Source organism: Scytonema sp. PRP1 (assembly GCF_036697665.2).
Lineage (GTDB): Bacteria > Cyanobacteriota > Cyanobacteriia > Cyanobacteriales > Nostocaceae > Kalymmatonema > Kalymmatonema gypsitolerans.
The window spans coordinates 16,228-32,017 of the sequence record NZ_JBAHYJ020000134.1 but is presented as its reverse complement, the minus strand read 5'-3'; the positions used below and the strand labels follow the sequence as shown (position 1 = coordinate 32,017).

The following is a 15,790-nucleotide window of genomic DNA, read 5'->3' as shown; positions in this document are numbered from 1 at the left end:
AAGCATCTAGTAAATAAACATGATGCTTAGCAGTGATGAGTTTTTTAGTTTGAAGTTTGGTATCATGTCCGGATGAACACTTATAGCGGTTCTCAATTGAAAAGAATACAGTTTTAGACTCTTGTGGGATGGGCATCTTGCCCGTCCTACTATCCGGGCGGGCTTTCCTGCCCACCCCACAAAATTTGTATTGTACTCAAGTAAAAACCGCTATATAAGTCATTAAGCGGACATGATATGAGGTGTCAAGTACGCCCAACGAGGCTAGCAACGACTGTAGCTAACTCAGCAGGTTCAACAGGTTTAGGCAAATGCAGCTGATAACCTTCTTGAATGGCTCGCATTCTATCCTCTGGTCTGGCATATGCTGTTAATGCTGCTGCTGGAATCTTTCCGCCTTGCTGTGGTGAGGAGATGTCTCCAGCACGTTCAAGCGATCGCACTTTGCGGATCAAAGAATAACCATCTTCCTCTGGCATTCCGATGTCGCTTACCAAAACATCTGGTTTCCATTGTGTCATGGTATTGAGTGCTTCCCGTGCTGAACCCACCGCCTTGACTTCGGCTTGGCACTGTTGCAGTACAGTGACCAGAAAATCTCGGGTATCAGCTTCGTCGTCTACAACCAACACCCGCACGCCGTCAAGGGAAACATATGGATCTGAGGTTTGGGAGTCAGGTTCAGCAGGCGGTTGTGCAATCAATTGGCTTGTTCCCTTGTCCGCTTGTCCCCTTGTCCTCTTATCTTCATTATTGAGCAGCGCTAACTTGACTGTGAACGTAGCACCTTGCCCTTGACCTGGGCTTTCTACCTGGACGGTACCGCCATGCAGTTCTACTAAATGACGCACAATTGCTAACCCCAGCCCCAGTCCACCATGTGCCCTTGTGCTGGAACTATCAGCTTGACGAAAACGGTCAAAGACGTATGGCAGAAAATCGGAACTAATACCGATACCCGTGTCGCTTACCGAGATTTGGGCATATTGTGGGGTGTGGGATGAGGGGGATACCAGTCCGTTCTCTTCCTTATCACCTTCTTTGGCTACCCTAAGCTGCACTTCTACTCGACCACCTTGGGGTGTAAACTTGATGGCATTAGATAGCAGATTCCAAATGACTTGCTGCAAACGCTCTGCATCGCCAGAAACCAAGAATTTGGGTTTTTGAATTTTCGATTTTAAATTATTAGATAAATGATGAGGTTGCTCCTCGGCGAATTTTAGATTTTGAGTGTGAGAAAATTCTGGATTTTCATCAGTATTACCCAAGCCATTCTCTAAAACATAAAAATTTAAATCGATTTCTTTTGCCTCAGCAGCCAAGCGTACGGTTTCAAGGGCGGCATCAATGATGGCAACGAGGTCGCAAGCGCGGACATTAAGCCGTAACTTGCCTCTAATCATCCGCGAGATATCTAGTAAATCTTCAATGAGCTGCGTCTGCGCCTTAGCGTTTCGTTCTATTGTCTCTAATGCCCGAGCGACCTTGGTTGGATCTAGCTGGCGACGGGAACGTAAAAGCTGCGCCCAACCCAGGATAGCGTTGAGGGGCGATCGCAACTCGTGAGACAAGATTGCCAAAAATTCATCTTTCATGCGGTTTGCCTCTCTCAACTGCTCAGTTTGCTGTTGTAAAGAAGCAATCAAGCCAGCGCGTTCCATTGCGATCGCAATCTGGTCGCAAACTGCTTGCATCATCCCTATTTCATTTTGAGTAAAATTGGACCGCTTACGGCTGCCAAAGGCAAGAGTCCCCAGAAGCCGTCCCTGCGCTATTAAAGGGTAGCTGTAATATGCTGTAATCCCCACAGAGCGGATAAACGTTGTTTTTGGATCAGTGGATTGCTGCACATTTTCCACAGCTATTGAACGACGCTCTTGTGCTGTCGTGCCGCACACCCCTTCACCAAACTTCATCCACTCAACTTGTTTTCCCAATTCTTCTGTCACACCACTATAGGATGCCAGTTGCAATACCTGCTTATCTTCATCAACTAAATAATTAAAGTAAACATCTAAACGAATTTGTTCCGAGAGTTTTCTAAACAACCCATCAATCAATGCCACAGGCTGCTGACTTGATAGTAAATCACTTGCTGTGCTGAATAATAACTGCAGCCTTCTATAACCCAATGAAAGCGCTTTTTCGACCTTCTTGAGATTGCTAATGTCTTGAAATACCAAGACACAGGTCGCTGGATGACCATGCATCGCGCTTAGGGTATCAGCAAATATCAGCAGGGAACGCACACCCACAGGGGTGTGCCAGTCGAGTTCAAATCCCTCAATACGTTCGCCACGGGCAACTCGCATGCCTGGAGCCTGTTCTGCTGGGATAGTATTTCCCGCCGCATCGGTGGAGTAGTAATAAGTACCATAGTCTTGGGATGATTCTGCCTTAGGGAATTTGCCGCCAGCCACAACGTCCGCAGCAACGTTGGCGAAAGTGACCTTTGCTGTTCCTGGTTCTATCAACAGCATCGGCATTGGCATGAGGTTGAGCAAATCTTCGAGCCATTTTTGCTGATTCCGGAGTGTTTCCTCCACCTGCTTACGCTCTGTGATGTCGTTAGTAAAGGCAAGAATTTGTTCTATTTCACCGTTTTCATCCAAAAGCGGCAGATATTTGATTTCTGTGGTGAATGTGCCGTAATCGGGTAAGGTGATTGTGGCTTCTGTTGTTTGTAAGGTGCGGGTTTCTTGCGCCTTAATTAAAGTGGGAAGATAAGCTTGTGTTGCCTCAGAGGGAAAAATTTCCTCGTCAGTGCGTCCAAGAATTTCCTCTTTTGGTTTTTTAATGCGCTGCAATGCGGCTGTATTGACAAACTGTAACCGCCGATGAGCATCGTAAATCGCAAAGACATCAGGAATGTTATCAAGTGCCAAACGGAATCTTTCTTGGGTCTGGCGCAGTGCTTGCTCTGCTTGTTTGCGAGCGCTCAAATCCAAGATAAAAGCCACCGACTCCTCGCGCTTTTCGCCTAGTAACGAGTAACCAACTAAAACTGGGACGCGGCTACCATCCTTACGAATGTACTCTTTTTCGTAAGGCGTACAAGCACCTTTCTCCGTTGCTTCGGCAATGCGTTCTGCATCCAGGGGTAAATACTCTGGTGGTGTAATGTCAACCCAGCTGATTTTATCTGCTTGTAACTCCTCCCTTGTGTAGCCAATCATCCGCAGAAATTCGTCGTTGGCGTTGCGTACATGACCGTGAATGTCACCAAAAAGAATGCCGATGAGGTTAGCATCTACAAAACTATTGAGTTTTTCTTCATTTGCTTTGAGGGCTTCTTTAACGCGATCGCGTTGAATTCCCATGCGTTCCAGCGCCGCGACACTTTCCCAGATCAAGACGCAGAAACTGACAATCAGCACCACGACAAGCAGCGATACCGCGAATGCTGGCTCGTAAACTTCTGCTCTTAGTCCTTGGAGAATCAACCACCCCAGTACTAAAGGTACAGCGATCGCTGCTAGTAACAACCGACGTGCCAGCAAGCCGCCGTAAGTTTCGCTCGTGACTATCCGCATCAACCCTTCGTTGGGATGAGTCAACAGTACACCTACACAAAGCACTGTAAACGCCAGTGCGCTGTGTAACGCCATTGATGTACTGTAAGGAGGAAAGCCGTAGAGAATATCAACGCCGTAAACATAGCCGATTATCGCCTGTAAAGACATCAAAGCGACAATGAGGGCGAAAATCTGGGCATACCAATAGCTACGCCGAGTTTTTGGTTCACCCACAAGCTCCAACGCTCTGCCAATCAACAAAAAGTTCACTGCTGTGTTCCATCCCATTCGCCCTGGGTGGGATGTCATCAAAGCGTTAGGCGAGTCACGCAATAGCAATTCATCTATACCGAGATTCCAGCCGAACAAATATTGACTCAGTGTGAGCGCAGCAATGACGAGGACACTTGTTGCACACAGCCTCGATAAGAGTGAGGAGCCAGCGCCGTGCGGGGGTTCCCCCCGTTGAGGCGACTGGCGTGGGGATGAGGGGGTGATGGGAGTATTTTCTCCTCCTACTGCCCCTTGAGCCAGCCACAGGGACACGCCAGACAAAATGAAGCACACAGCTGCATTTGCCTTCATGGTCACACTGCTTAAAGAAAAGCAGTTTTTGATAAATTCTAGGTCGAGCCACCAGCCAAGTAGTACCAAGCAGCCGACAAATAGAGTGATTGCACTTGCAGTTTGTGCAACCACTGAATGTGAAGAGATTTGATCTGAATTTTGTTGGCGCAAGCGGTTGACTCTTAACATTGAACGCTTTTTAACCGCATCTATCTAGCGTGGTAATGTTTATTGTCGGCTGGGAAAATTTGATTCTCTATCCTAAGTCATTTATGCTTTTCATTAACTTTGTTTACATCTACCGTTGTACAGATTTTAAAATCATTGTGAGGGATTAAGGACAAGAAAAAAAGTAGGAACTGGTTAGTGATCTTGTGTTAATGATAATATTTTTCAGGCACATATAGTAATCCCTGCAGGAGTTGTGAAATACCTCCCCCTTTTTCTCCCGAAACAAGATCCCCGACAACTTTTACGAAGTCGGGGATCTGTGGCTTTCAGTTAGCAAAAAAAACACGAAGAAATATGCCTTATATGCAAGAACAGCTGATCAAGCAAATAATTTAAATCGGAGAAGTTGAGTTTCAATTGTTTGGGGCAAGATTTGACCAAGTTCTGTAGTGTCTTGAAATTGAAAAATTTGCGATGATGGTAAGTCAAAGGGAAATTGCCCCGGCAAGTCTGGGCGCTGCATTTGAGCTAGGAGAATTTGCTCGGATCGCTTACTTTGAATGGCATAGCCAATTTCAACACAGACATGGGGACTGGGAATCAATTGGGCAATTTCTTTAGTGTCGGTTTTAGCAACAGGCGTGGCGTCAGCAACAAACAACAAACTTCTATGAATTTTTCGCATGATTGTGCGGCTCAGTCGCAGAGAACCTTCCTTCGGGCGGTAGGACTCTATTAAAGACAAAGGTAAACGCGATCGCCTGTTCAAAATTTCCAAACTTTCAAGCAGCCCCTCTCGTAAAGCTTCACTAGCTGCTGGATACTCCGTTTGATGGCATAAAAAAATTGTGGGTTCTAACTGCGCTAACACAGTCTGCTTCGTGAAATATATTTCATGGCTTATCAAGTCAATATTAGCCACACAATAACCACCACTACCCTCAATATAGAACTCAACATTTTCTCCTGCCAGATAGCGCCCAAACCAAGTCGATTTCTTTACTTGCTCACTCTCTTCCAAAAAATCCGCTCTTAATCCTGATTTCAGGAGGCTTTTTTTATTGACGCGAATATCCGGCGGGCGTTTTTCCAGTTCTAAAATCGGCTCATAATTCTCTAGATACCATGCTCCCAGAGCAATAATTGACATAAGGCGCTATTTCAACTGTCTCTATCTATTCAACTTTGTACAAGCTTACACCTAGGTGCGCTTATTATGACAACAACACCCAACATTCTACTAGATGAGTTATTTCCTCTGTTTGTTCATTCTACCTAGGGTTGTACTGAGTTTCTCACTCTTCTTAAAAGCGATCGCTCCTCAGTTACAGTGCCCCCTGTATCTCTACATTTGAGGAAATATCATCATTCGAGATTGGGTGTTGCTGCCTTGTTGCGAGACAGATGTAGATTTAACAGCGTCTTTTACCTCTTTGCTTATTTTACGTCTAGCTGTTTTATCTGCCAGGTAAGCTTTTCAGCTTCAATTCTTAAGTTAGCACTTGTTGAATCTTAGGGGTTTTTATTGAAATATTAGTTTACTTTTTTAAGTAAACTAATATTTATAAAATCATGTTACTATCTGATATTTATATCGAGCAGACTATTATGAAAAATGAGCCAATACTCAATTATTGTTAAATTTTAGCAAAATTCGAGCAATTACCAAAATTTTGGTTGTGAGTTCCTGCTTCTTACTTCCTTGGGAACTGTTTGTGGGATAGCAACCGTCATAGGCGACAGCACCAAGGGGATGAGGATGAGCAAACAGCACTGCTCTCACCTCCTGCAGCGCGCTTACTCACTTCATCAGCGTACCGATCAAAAATATTCAGGGTGAGTACATGGTAGTGCGTCCGTCTCGGATTGTGGCTATCCGGGTAAAACCCATTTTTAGCTCTAGTGTGGAAAGATTTACCTAAATCATGAGAAAAACGCTTGCTTTTGTGTCATTAAGTTTAGGAATTGCCCTTATTAACCCGGTTTGGTCAGTTTTTGCTCAGCAGGTTCCTAACTTACCAGCGATACCAATACCAGTCCCAGGTCAACCTGAGAATTTGCCACCGCCACAACCCAGCCAACCCCAGGAGGTTCTGCCATCGTTAGTACCAGTAGATGTAGGAACAACTTGTAACAGTTCATACAGTTGCCTCGGTTGGGATGAACAAATTTGGGGTGGAAACGGCATTGGCGACCGCAACGCACTTTTGACGGCAATAGACAACAGTTTGCGTTACCTAACAACTGATAAAGCTATAGCAGTGTATCAGAATTATCCTATTAGAGAGATTACCCTTGAGCGCGTCCGTCGTAGTTTGCAACGTTTCCGCCAATTGGTTGTTAGCTCACAGTCACCAGCACAACTGCAAGCTGCTGTGAGTCGGGAGTTTGTTTTTTACAAATCAGTCGGGAACGATGGCAATGGGACTGTGAAGTTTACTGCTTACTACGAGCCTGTTTATTCCGCCAGTCGTGTTCGCACCTCAGCATATAAATATCCTGTTTATCGACTCCCGCCTAACTTCGACAAATGGGCTAAACCACACCCAAAACGGATTGAGTTAGAAGGAAAAGATGGTTTGCCAGACAATAAAAGCCCGTTACGAGGTTTGGAGTTATTTTGGTTTCGTAATCGTTTAGACGCATACATGGTTCAAATTCAAGGTTCTGCCCAACTCAAGTTAACTAATGGCACAACAACATCCGTTGGCTATGCAGGTGGAACAGATTACCCGTGGACAAGCATCGGGGGACAACTGGCAAAAGATGGCAAACTACCTTTAAAGGGTTTGACGATGCCAGTCTTGCTAAACTATTTCCAGCAAAATCCCAAAGAAATGAGTAATTATCTACCGCGCTGGGAACGCTTTGTCTTCTTCAAAGAAACTGGTGGTACACCTGCTACAGGAAGTATTCGTGTGCCAGTCACAGCAGAACGTTCGATTGCGACTGATAAATCTATTATGCCTCCAGGAGCATTGGCGCTGATTAATACCAGTTTGCCGTATCCTGCTCCGGGTGGAAAGCTAGCGTATCGTACTGTCAACCGCTACGTGCTTGATCAAGATACAGGAAGCGCTATCAAAGGACCAGGACGGGTTGATTATTTTATGGGAAGTGGCAAATTAGCTGGCGATCGCGCTGGTGTGACTGGCGGCAATGGCAGCCTATATTATTTGTTGTTGAAGCAGTAATTTTGACAAATCCTCGGGCTAAAGCCTTTGAGGATTCTTCCTTCACCCAGCATCACTGATTGATTTTGCTAGTTTGTGGTTTCTGACCATATTCTTAACTGCTAAGTTTTCTACAACTATGACTTGGTTCTCGTCAACTAATTTACGGCTTAGTTTGTGTAGAAAATCTTCACGACAAAGTAAAGCCGTCCTTTAGCGGAGTGGACGACGGGGTTTTAAACCCAAATTTTCAATAACTTTTCAATCTTGGTTCTTACAGGTCAATTTTCAAACTTATACCTGCCTGTAAATATACATTTGTAGCGTGTTTAGAACCGCAGATGCACGCAGATAATTTGTATGCATCTGACCGTACTTTCTCTTAAGGATTAAATATTATTCATCTACGTGCCAAGAACATAATCTTAATAAAAAGCGACTATTATTTTGCCATATCTAGAACTGGTGAAAAAATAACCATGAAATTCAGTGAAATTTTAGAAAAACTTGGTGACGCCGCCGCCTCCAGTAGCTTCTCCTTCAATAAAGATAATGACCCAGAAATTACAGGGTTAGCAGCAGTAGATGAAGCGACAAGCGGCACTCTCAGCTACATTGAAGGAGCAAGATTTGCTTCTATGGTCAGCAAAACCAGTGCCAGTGCTTTAATTTTGCCTTTAGATCAAACATTGCAGATACAAGCACAAGAACGGGGCATTGTTTGGATAGCAACAAAAGAACCAAGACTCCTATTTGCCAAAATTATCGCGTTGTTTTACCAACCTTGGCGTCCCACTCCAGAAATTCATCCTACTGCCGTTATTCACGCGACAGCAAAAATAGGTAACCAGGTGTACGTAGGTCCTCATGTTGTGATTCAGCAGGGAGCAGAAATTGGCAATGATGTGTGCGTTCATGCCAATGTCGTAATTTATCCAGATGCCAAAATAGGCGATCGCACCACCTTGCACGCTAATTGTACTATCCACGAACGGACTCGCATTGGTGCAGATTGTGTGATTCATAGTGGTGCTGTTATTGGTGCTGAAGGCTTTGGCTTTGTTCCTAGTTCAACTGGTTGGGTGAAGATGGAACAATCCGGCTACACAGTTTTAGAAGATGGTGTAGAAGTCGGCTGCAACAGCGCTATCGACCGCCCAGCGGTAGGAGAAACACGAGTAGGTCGCAATACCAAAATTGACAATATGGTTCAAATAGGTCACGGTTGCCAAATAGGTGCTGGTTGTGCGTTGGCAGGTCAGGTTGGTATGGCGGGAGGCGTGACGCTTGGCAATGGTGTTATTTTGGCTGGACAGGTGGGAGTTGCCAATCAGGTAAAGATTGGTGATCGGGCGATCGCATCTGCAAAAGCTGGAATTCATAATGATGTACCACCAGGAGAAATTGTCTCTGGAAGTCCAGCGATACCTCACAAACAATACTTGAAGGTGTCAGCTGTTCTCACCCGCATACCAGAGATGTATCAAGTCCTCAAACAGTTACAACGTAAATTTAACAATGGTAATGACTAATAGCGTTTCTCTATGAAGATGCGCCGCTAAGGGCTGCTTTTGCAGGCTTTGTTTGCTGAGTCGGCGATTTAGGCTATGAGTGAATAAAGTGCATCTGTTCGTACACTTTGGCTACTCTTTTTGTGTACTTATACCTTTTGCTCCCTTTGATTTTACGTGCTAGAACACCGATTCACTAATCCCAAAAACCCGGTTTCTGTTCCTGAAAAGATTAATTTTTCGTTGGCTGTAGAGACGCGCTGTTTGAAGCGTCTCTACAAAAAAACGGGTTTTTTAGCTCCAAGTCTGAATACTGAATTGGTGTTCTAGTTTTTGTAGTCTGCGCTTGAGAATTTTTTCTCGCTTTGCAAAATCCTGGGGAAAATGCCCCAAAATATGTTTAGGTCTTTATTGCCCCGGACATAATTTTTCGTTTGATATACCACTACCCCAATCCAAGAGTCCCCAATCCCCAGTCCCTTTTACAAATTATTTACGATTGCTATAATTCTTCGCCTATAAATATTTCTTGTTACTGACATACTTAATATCAAGTCTGGCTTTTAACAGTGAACAGTACCACCGGCAGTTATCAGTTAAATACGAGTGGTCGCGCGTCCCCCACCAAGAGCGACCGAAGGCTTTGGTGGCGCGTCTAAATTCCCCACCATACGCCGTTAGGACTGATAACTGATAACTGATAACTGTTTTAAGACTCTTCATTTTATTTATAGCCCTCGCCTTGAAGGCTTTGTACGTATCGCCTCAAGTTTTATCAGAAAAAAGCTGATTTTTAACTCAATATTAGCAAGCATCTAGCTGTCCATTTTGCTGTTAAGTTTCGCACTTCGCTTTGTTTGTTAACCAAGTCATAAAAGCAAAACAATTTTTTAGAATCAAATTTTAAGTATATATACTTAAAATTCTTTTTATATGAAAAAATGTATGTAAAATGCATATTTAATGATAGCTATGTTGCGGTTAATAGAGAAAAAGTAATCTAAATCTGGCTGAAGAAAAATATATGAGCAAAAACAGTATAATAACAAACATTCCGGAGGAAATGACTGACCAACTGGAAGTTGGAAATTGGATCATAAAGATTGGTTCACCTCAAGGCGCGACAGCGAATCTCGCAACCAAGGAAGAAAAATCGACTTGGCGATTGCGTTCCACTCCATTGTCCACTCCATTGATAGTTGAGCAGCCCTCAGATAGCATACTGAATCGACAACAATCAGTCAAAGAAGCTATTGCTGCCTTTCAAGCGGGACAATCGGTAGAATTTTACGGCACAGTCGGTGTTGGAAAAACAGTTTTATTGCGTAACTTGGCACAGAACAATCAAGTCAAATCACTTTTCCCTAGTGGTGTTATTAGCTTATCTCCTGTGCATCCAAATGTAGACGATTTACTTCAGTCTATATGGGATGCATTTTATGAAAGCAACATTCCCTATAAACCAACTTATAACCAAATCCGTCAACAACTTCAAGAAAAACAAGCTCTTGTGGTGCTAGATGATGATGGACTTATCCAAGATGAATTGGAAGAGCTGATGAATGCGGCTCATCAGTGTACCTTTTTGATCGCTTCGTCAACGCAGCGAATGAAAAAAAGGGGGCGCTCAATGTTGCTTTCTGGACTATCGATAAATGATACTCTGGCTTTAGTGGAAAGAGAACTGCAACGTTCTCTCAACACACAAGAACTCGCTGGGGCAAAATCGCTGTGTACTATTTTCAACGGGCATCCGATGAAAGTGCAGATAGCAGTGGCAAACATACTGGAAGAAGGGCGATCGCTTACGGAAGTTGTCAGTCTATTATCAACAGATGCTCCTGGGAACTATCTGCTTCAACAAATAGTCGCATCGCTATCAACATCACAAAGAATTATTCTGAGTTTATTAACTGTTATGGGTGGTGTTGGGCTTGAAAGTGAACAGATAATTCATATCACAGAAATTTCTGATGCTTTTAATATACTTGAGGGATTACGTAGGCGTAATCTCGTGCAGTTTGATGGTTCTCGATATCAGGTCAGTAAGACTGTAGTTGAACTTTTACCGCCAGAATGGAAGTTGACAGCACCTGTGGAAAAAGCAATCGCCTACTTTATAAATTGGGCGGAACGACACCAACAGCAACCCAACATTTTGTTATCCCAAACCGATGCGATCATACAAATTATAGAGATAGCAGTTAGAGAGAGTCGTTGGAAAGATGTCTTGCGCTTGGTAAAAGCAGTGGAAGAGACACTCGCTTTAAGTAAGCAATGGGGTTTGTGGGGGCAAGTTCTGTCTCGGGGATTACAAGCATCTCAAGCCGAAACAGATAAAGTTGCCCAAGTTTGGGCATTGCATCAATTAGGGACTCGTGCCCTTTGTTTAGAAGAAAACAGCACAGCTAAAGATTACCTTACTAAAGCAATACAATTACGGGAATCGCTTGATGACGCGATGGGAGTTGCAGCAACTCGCCACAATCTTAATTTATTAGAAAATTCTCCATCTTGGTCATCAACTCAAAATAGCCAGCGCCGAAATGTCAACGATTCCGCAAAAAACTTTACACAATCTCCCCTACCGACAACCAACGATACTAACCATCTCCTGACTCGAATGAATATAGTATCGTCACAGAACACTTCCCCCTCCGGCAAAAGTGTGTATAAAAAAGCCCTGCTGTTTCCAACAGGAATCATCACGACTGGAATTGTAGCCTCAGGCGGATTGCTTGCTTGGTTTAACTGGCATCGTTTCACACCCTTACCTTCACCAACATCCACCACCGCGCCGACAACGACTAAACGCTCACCCATTCCCAAACCGAAACCCACAGCACCCGCCAGACCATCACTGATTATCGAACCTCCATCCACACTTACTGTTCCACTGTCACCTCTTCCTGAAGTTATACCCAAAGTCAATCCACCGCTAACACCAAACATCCAAGACCAACAACCAATCGTTCCCAAACGTCAGAAGTCAAAAACAAAACCTACACCTGCACCCGCGACACCCACGACAACAGTTGCACCCACACTTAGACAACCCACTCCAGAAACAACTGTAGTACCAACGACAGAAGAAATCACACCTACTCCAACTTTCACGCCGCCGGCGATACCAAATTCTGAACAAAATCAACCGACCGTAGAACCTACACCTACTCCAATTACACCAATTCCAACTCCAGTACCGACACCAACAAGCGAAACCACACCTAACTCAGCGTTCACGATCACACCAACTGCCCAACCAAGCAACTTAACAATTGATAATAATCCAGTACCGACACCAACAGGCGAAACCACACCTACTACCCAATCAAGCAACTTAACAATTGATAATAATCCAGTACCGACACCAACAGGCGAAACCACAGCAGTTGCTCAACCAAGCAACTTAACAATTGATAATAATCCAGTACCGACACCAACAGGCGAAACCACAGCAGTTGCTCAACCAAGCAACTTAACAATTGATAATAATCCAGTACCGACACCAACAGGCGAAACCACAGCAGTTGCTCAACCAAGCAACTTAACAATTGATAATAATCCAGTACCGACACAAACAAGCGAAACCACACCTGCTTCAGCGTTCACGCTTACACCAATGGCGGAATCGCCCAACTCAACAATTGATCACAACACAGTAGTGATATCAATAACCGAAACCACACCTACTTCAGCGTTCACGCTCACACCAGTGACCCAACTGAGCAACGAAACAATTGATAACAATACAGAACCCAGAACACAGAATAACCCCTTTTCCACATCCCATCAAAAGTCAGACAGAATGACTGTAAAGATCTGGTGCGTTAGCGTTAGCTAACGCACCCTACAAGCTTTTGCTCACAATCCCAATTTTTCCGAAACTGGTTTCGTGGAAACGATGTGCCGTTGTAGACCGAGTTCTTTCGACTTACCCCAACTGCTAAAGCAATCAACTGGGGTAAATGCAGCACTGGTAAACCTAGTTTCTGTCCAATGACCTTTTCCACCTCTGGCTGACGCGAATCAAACTTAAGGTGGCACAAAGGACAAGGCGTAACCATACAATCAGCACCAGCTTCTAGCGCTTCTTGATATGTATCCCCGCCATTTTAAAAGATTGGGTCGTGGCGTAGCTGGAAAGCGGCCGACCGCAACAGTGCCGTACGACCTCTCTAAATGATGGGTCCTGGGCTACCGTGCAAAACACCCCACTTTCCCATTCCTTCCGGTCGGAAGGGGTCATCATAAGGCATGGCTTTGGCGCACGTAGGAGATAGCAGCCATAAAAAGCTGCACATTTTAATCCCGCTAAGTTGCGGGTAACACGTTTTTGAATTTCCTCAAACCGTAGTCTGTAATTAGGGCATAAAGGAGATGTTTGATTTCGGTCGTTCCGCGATAAGGTACACAGCCTTCTTTTTGCAGCAAGCCATTCACCTGTTCAATGTATGCTGGATTTGTTTTTTGGCATTCTTTGAGGCTTTCGTCAACATGACCAATCACACCCTGACAAGTGCTGCAATGGGTAAGCAGGGGTAGATTTAACTCTTCTGCTAAAGTAATATTGCGGGCATTAACCGTATCTTCCAACAGTTGGGAATCTTCCTTATAAGTGCCGGAACCACAGCAAGCAGCTTTTTTGAGTTCAACCAGTTCAATGTCCAAAGCTTGACTGAGGGCAACAGTTGATTGATGAAGCTCGCGGCAAGCTCCTTGGGCAACACAACCTGGGAAGTATGCGTATTTCAATGTATGGGTTAGCATAGTATTTTGGTTAGTCAATAACTGTTTTATCATTACTATTTAATGTTGGTAGCAAAGCTATCGATTTTGAAAATGCACCACAAAAATTTAATAAAAGTTGTAAAAGATCATTTTTTACACAGTGTAAGCGATCGCGTAGCACGTTCTACTCAAAGAACCGCTCTTGGAGTCGTTGTTCTATCGAAATTTAGAAATGGAACGGAATACAGATTTTCAATGAAGAAAATCCAAGACCAGTGTACGGACGATCGCGCTTTCCGTTAAGATCAATATGCTCAAAAACATATCCCCCATAAACAGCGGATTATAGCAACTTGTTGAGGAATTTTATCTATGAGCCAATCGGAAATTTTTGAAAAGGTCAAGAAAATTGTTGCCGATCAACTTAGCGTTGATGCCGAGACGGTGACACCACAATCGAATTTTGCTAATGATTTAGGGGCTGACTCCTTGGATACTGTTGAATTGGTCATGGCTTTGGAAGAAGAGTTTGACATTGAAATTCCCGATGAAGCTGCCGAAAAAATTACAACAGTTCAAGAGGCAGTTGACTATATTAACAACAAAGTTGCCACATCCGCCTAAAAAAGTGCTGAGTGCTGAGTAGCGAAAAGCCAGCGCTGTGCGGAGGTGTCTTTGATTGTAGACGCAACAGCGGCTTACCGTAACGGTAGCGACTGGCGTTGCCTCATTTGTAAAGAAAAATGACTCGGAACACATTGCTTGGAACTCGGGACTTTACTCAGGGCTCAGCATTCATGACTCAGCACTATTTTGTTCTGCCTGCATCAAGAGCCACTTAACTATTGTCATGACTGATTTTATACGTAAACGCGTTGTTGTCACTGGTGTTGGCGCGATTACACCGATTGGTAATACACCAGCCCAATATTGGGAAGGATTGATAAGCGGACGTAATGGCATTGGTGAAATCACCTTGTTCGATGCGTCTCGTCATGATTGTCGCATTGCTGGTGAAGTAAAAAACTTCGATCCGCATGAGTACATGGATCGTAAAGAAGCTAAGCGCATGGATCGCTTTGCTCAATTTGGCGTTTCTGCGGCAAAACAAGCTCTCGGCGACGCGCAGTTAGTCATCAATGACCTAAACGCAGAACAAATTGGCATCATTATTGGTTCTGGCGTTGGTGGTTTGAAGGTGATGGAAGAACAGCAAACAATCTACCTAAACCGTGGTCCCGACCGCTGCAGTCCTTTCATGATACCGATGATGATAGCCAACATGGCAGCAGGGTTGACAGCAATTCACACTGGTGCTAGGGGACCAAATTCCTGCTCAGTCACTGCTTGTGCCGCTGGCTCAAACGCCATAGGGGATGCTTTTCGCCTCATTCAAGGGGGATATGCCCAAGCAATGATTTGTGGCGGGTGTGAAGCGGCAATTACACCCTTGTCTTTGGCTGGATTTGCATCAGCTAGGACACTTTCGCTTCGTAATGATGATCCGGCTCATGCCAGCCGCCCATTTGACAAAGACCGCGACGGATTTGTCATGGGAGAAGGTGCGGGCATCTTAATTTTAGAAGAGCTACAGCACGCCCTCAGTCGCAAAGCCAGAATTTATGCAGAAATTGTTGGCTATGGCATGACTTGCGACGCTTACCATATGACCTCTCCAGTACCCGGAGGCGAAGGCGCAGCAAGAGCCATCCAACTGGCACTAAAAGACGCAGGACTAATGCCAGAACAGGTGAGCTATGTCAATGCTCATGGCACCAGTACGCCAGTCAATGATCCGACGGAAACCGCAGCAATTAAAAGAGCTTTGGGCGATCGCGCCTCAATAATACCAGTTAGCTCCACCAAATCAATGACAGGCCATCTATTGGGCGGGTCTGGTGGAATTGAAGCGGTAGCAACAGTACTGGCGATCGCCAATGACCAGATTCCACCGACAATTAATCTGGAAAACCCCGCTCCCGATTGTGACCTGGATTACGTGCCTAACACCAGCCGGAAAGCAAATGTTGAAGTTGCCCTATCCAATTCTTTTGGTTTTGGTGGTCATAATGTGACACTAGCCTTTAAGAAGTACGTCTAAAGTTGGAAATTTAAGATG

The 15,790-nt window shown here is 44.5% G+C and carries 9 protein-coding genes and 2 pseudogenes; 5 read left to right on the top strand and 6 right to left on the bottom strand.

The window, feature by feature from the left end; translation table 11 throughout:
* Window positions 1-245 precede the first annotated feature (245 nt).
* The 3 genes from V5G28_RS35580 to V5G28_RS35570 all read right to left on the bottom strand — a co-directional run bounded on the left by V5G28_RS35580 (window position 246) and on the right by V5G28_RS35570 (window position 6,030).
* A complete protein-coding gene (locus tag V5G28_RS35580; protein WP_332994800.1) occupies window positions 246-4,274 on the bottom strand; it encodes a hybrid sensor histidine kinase/response regulator in 4,029 nt (1,342 codons plus the stop codon).
* A 361-nt stretch (window positions 4,275-4,635) separates the two neighbouring features.
* Window positions 4,636-5,406 (bottom strand): hypothetical protein, encoded by a 771-nt coding sequence (locus tag V5G28_RS35575; protein WP_332994798.1) that lies wholly within the window; start codon window positions 5,404-5,406, stop codon window positions 4,636-4,638.
* 477 nt (window positions 5,407-5,883) lie between these two features.
* Window positions 5,884-6,030: a hypothetical protein gene (locus tag V5G28_RS35570; RefSeq protein ID WP_332994796.1), complete on the bottom strand. Its 147-nt coding sequence runs from the start codon at window positions 6,028-6,030 to the stop codon at window positions 5,884-5,886.
* 151 nt (window positions 6,031-6,181) lie between these two features.
* On the opposite strand from V5G28_RS35570, the gene mltA reads away from it, so the two are divergent.
* Window positions 6,182-7,450 carry a murein transglycosylase A gene (gene mltA, locus V5G28_RS35565; RefSeq protein ID WP_096563969.1) on the top strand — a complete coding sequence of 423 codons (1,269 nt, stop codon included), beginning with the start codon at window positions 6,182-6,184 and terminating at the stop codon, window positions 7,448-7,450.
* 45 nt (window positions 7,451-7,495) lie between these two features.
* Here mltA and V5G28_RS35560 read toward each other — a convergent pair.
* Window positions 7,496-7,624 (bottom strand): annotated as a pseudogene (locus tag V5G28_RS35560) (RNA-guided endonuclease TnpB family protein); the annotation flags it as partial.
* A gap of 284 nt (window positions 7,625-7,908) precedes the next feature.
* On the opposite strand from V5G28_RS35560, the gene lpxD reads away from it, so the two are divergent.
* Window positions 7,909-8,961: a UDP-3-O-(3-hydroxymyristoyl)glucosamine N-acyltransferase gene (gene lpxD / locus V5G28_RS35555; RefSeq protein ID WP_332994793.1), complete on the top strand. Its 1,053-nt coding sequence runs from the start codon at window positions 7,909-7,911 to the stop codon at window positions 8,959-8,961.
* A gap of 495 nt (window positions 8,962-9,456) precedes the next feature.
* On the opposite strand, the gene V5G28_RS35550 is transcribed toward lpxD, so the two are convergent.
* Complete coding sequence (locus V5G28_RS35550; RefSeq protein WP_332994791.1) at window positions 9,457-9,663, bottom strand: hypothetical protein; 207 nt, start codon at window positions 9,661-9,663, stop codon at window positions 9,457-9,459.
* A 301-nt stretch (window positions 9,664-9,964) separates the two neighbouring features.
* Here V5G28_RS35550 and V5G28_RS35545 point away from each other — a divergent pair, with 301 nt between their 5' ends.
* Entirely contained in the window at window positions 9,965-12,784 is a 2,820-nt protein-coding gene (locus V5G28_RS35545) for an NB-ARC domain-containing protein (RefSeq protein ID WP_336231552.1), read from the top strand.
* Between the two features lie 20 nt (window positions 12,785-12,804).
* Here the strand turns inward: V5G28_RS35545 and V5G28_RS35540 are convergent.
* Window positions 12,805-13,710 (bottom strand): annotated as a pseudogene (locus tag V5G28_RS35540) (CoB--CoM heterodisulfide reductase iron-sulfur subunit B family protein).
* Between the two features lie 333 nt (window positions 13,711-14,043).
* Between V5G28_RS35540 and acpP the strand changes: the two are divergent.
* Entirely contained in the window at window positions 14,044-14,295 is a 252-nt protein-coding gene (acpP, locus tag V5G28_RS35535; protein ID WP_096563972.1) for an acyl carrier protein, read from the top strand.
* Between the two features lie 226 nt (window positions 14,296-14,521).
* Entirely contained in the window at window positions 14,522-15,772 is a 1,251-nt protein-coding gene (gene fabF / locus V5G28_RS35530; RefSeq protein ID WP_332994786.1) for a beta-ketoacyl-ACP synthase II, read from the top strand.
* Window positions 15,773-15,790 lie beyond the last annotated feature (18 nt).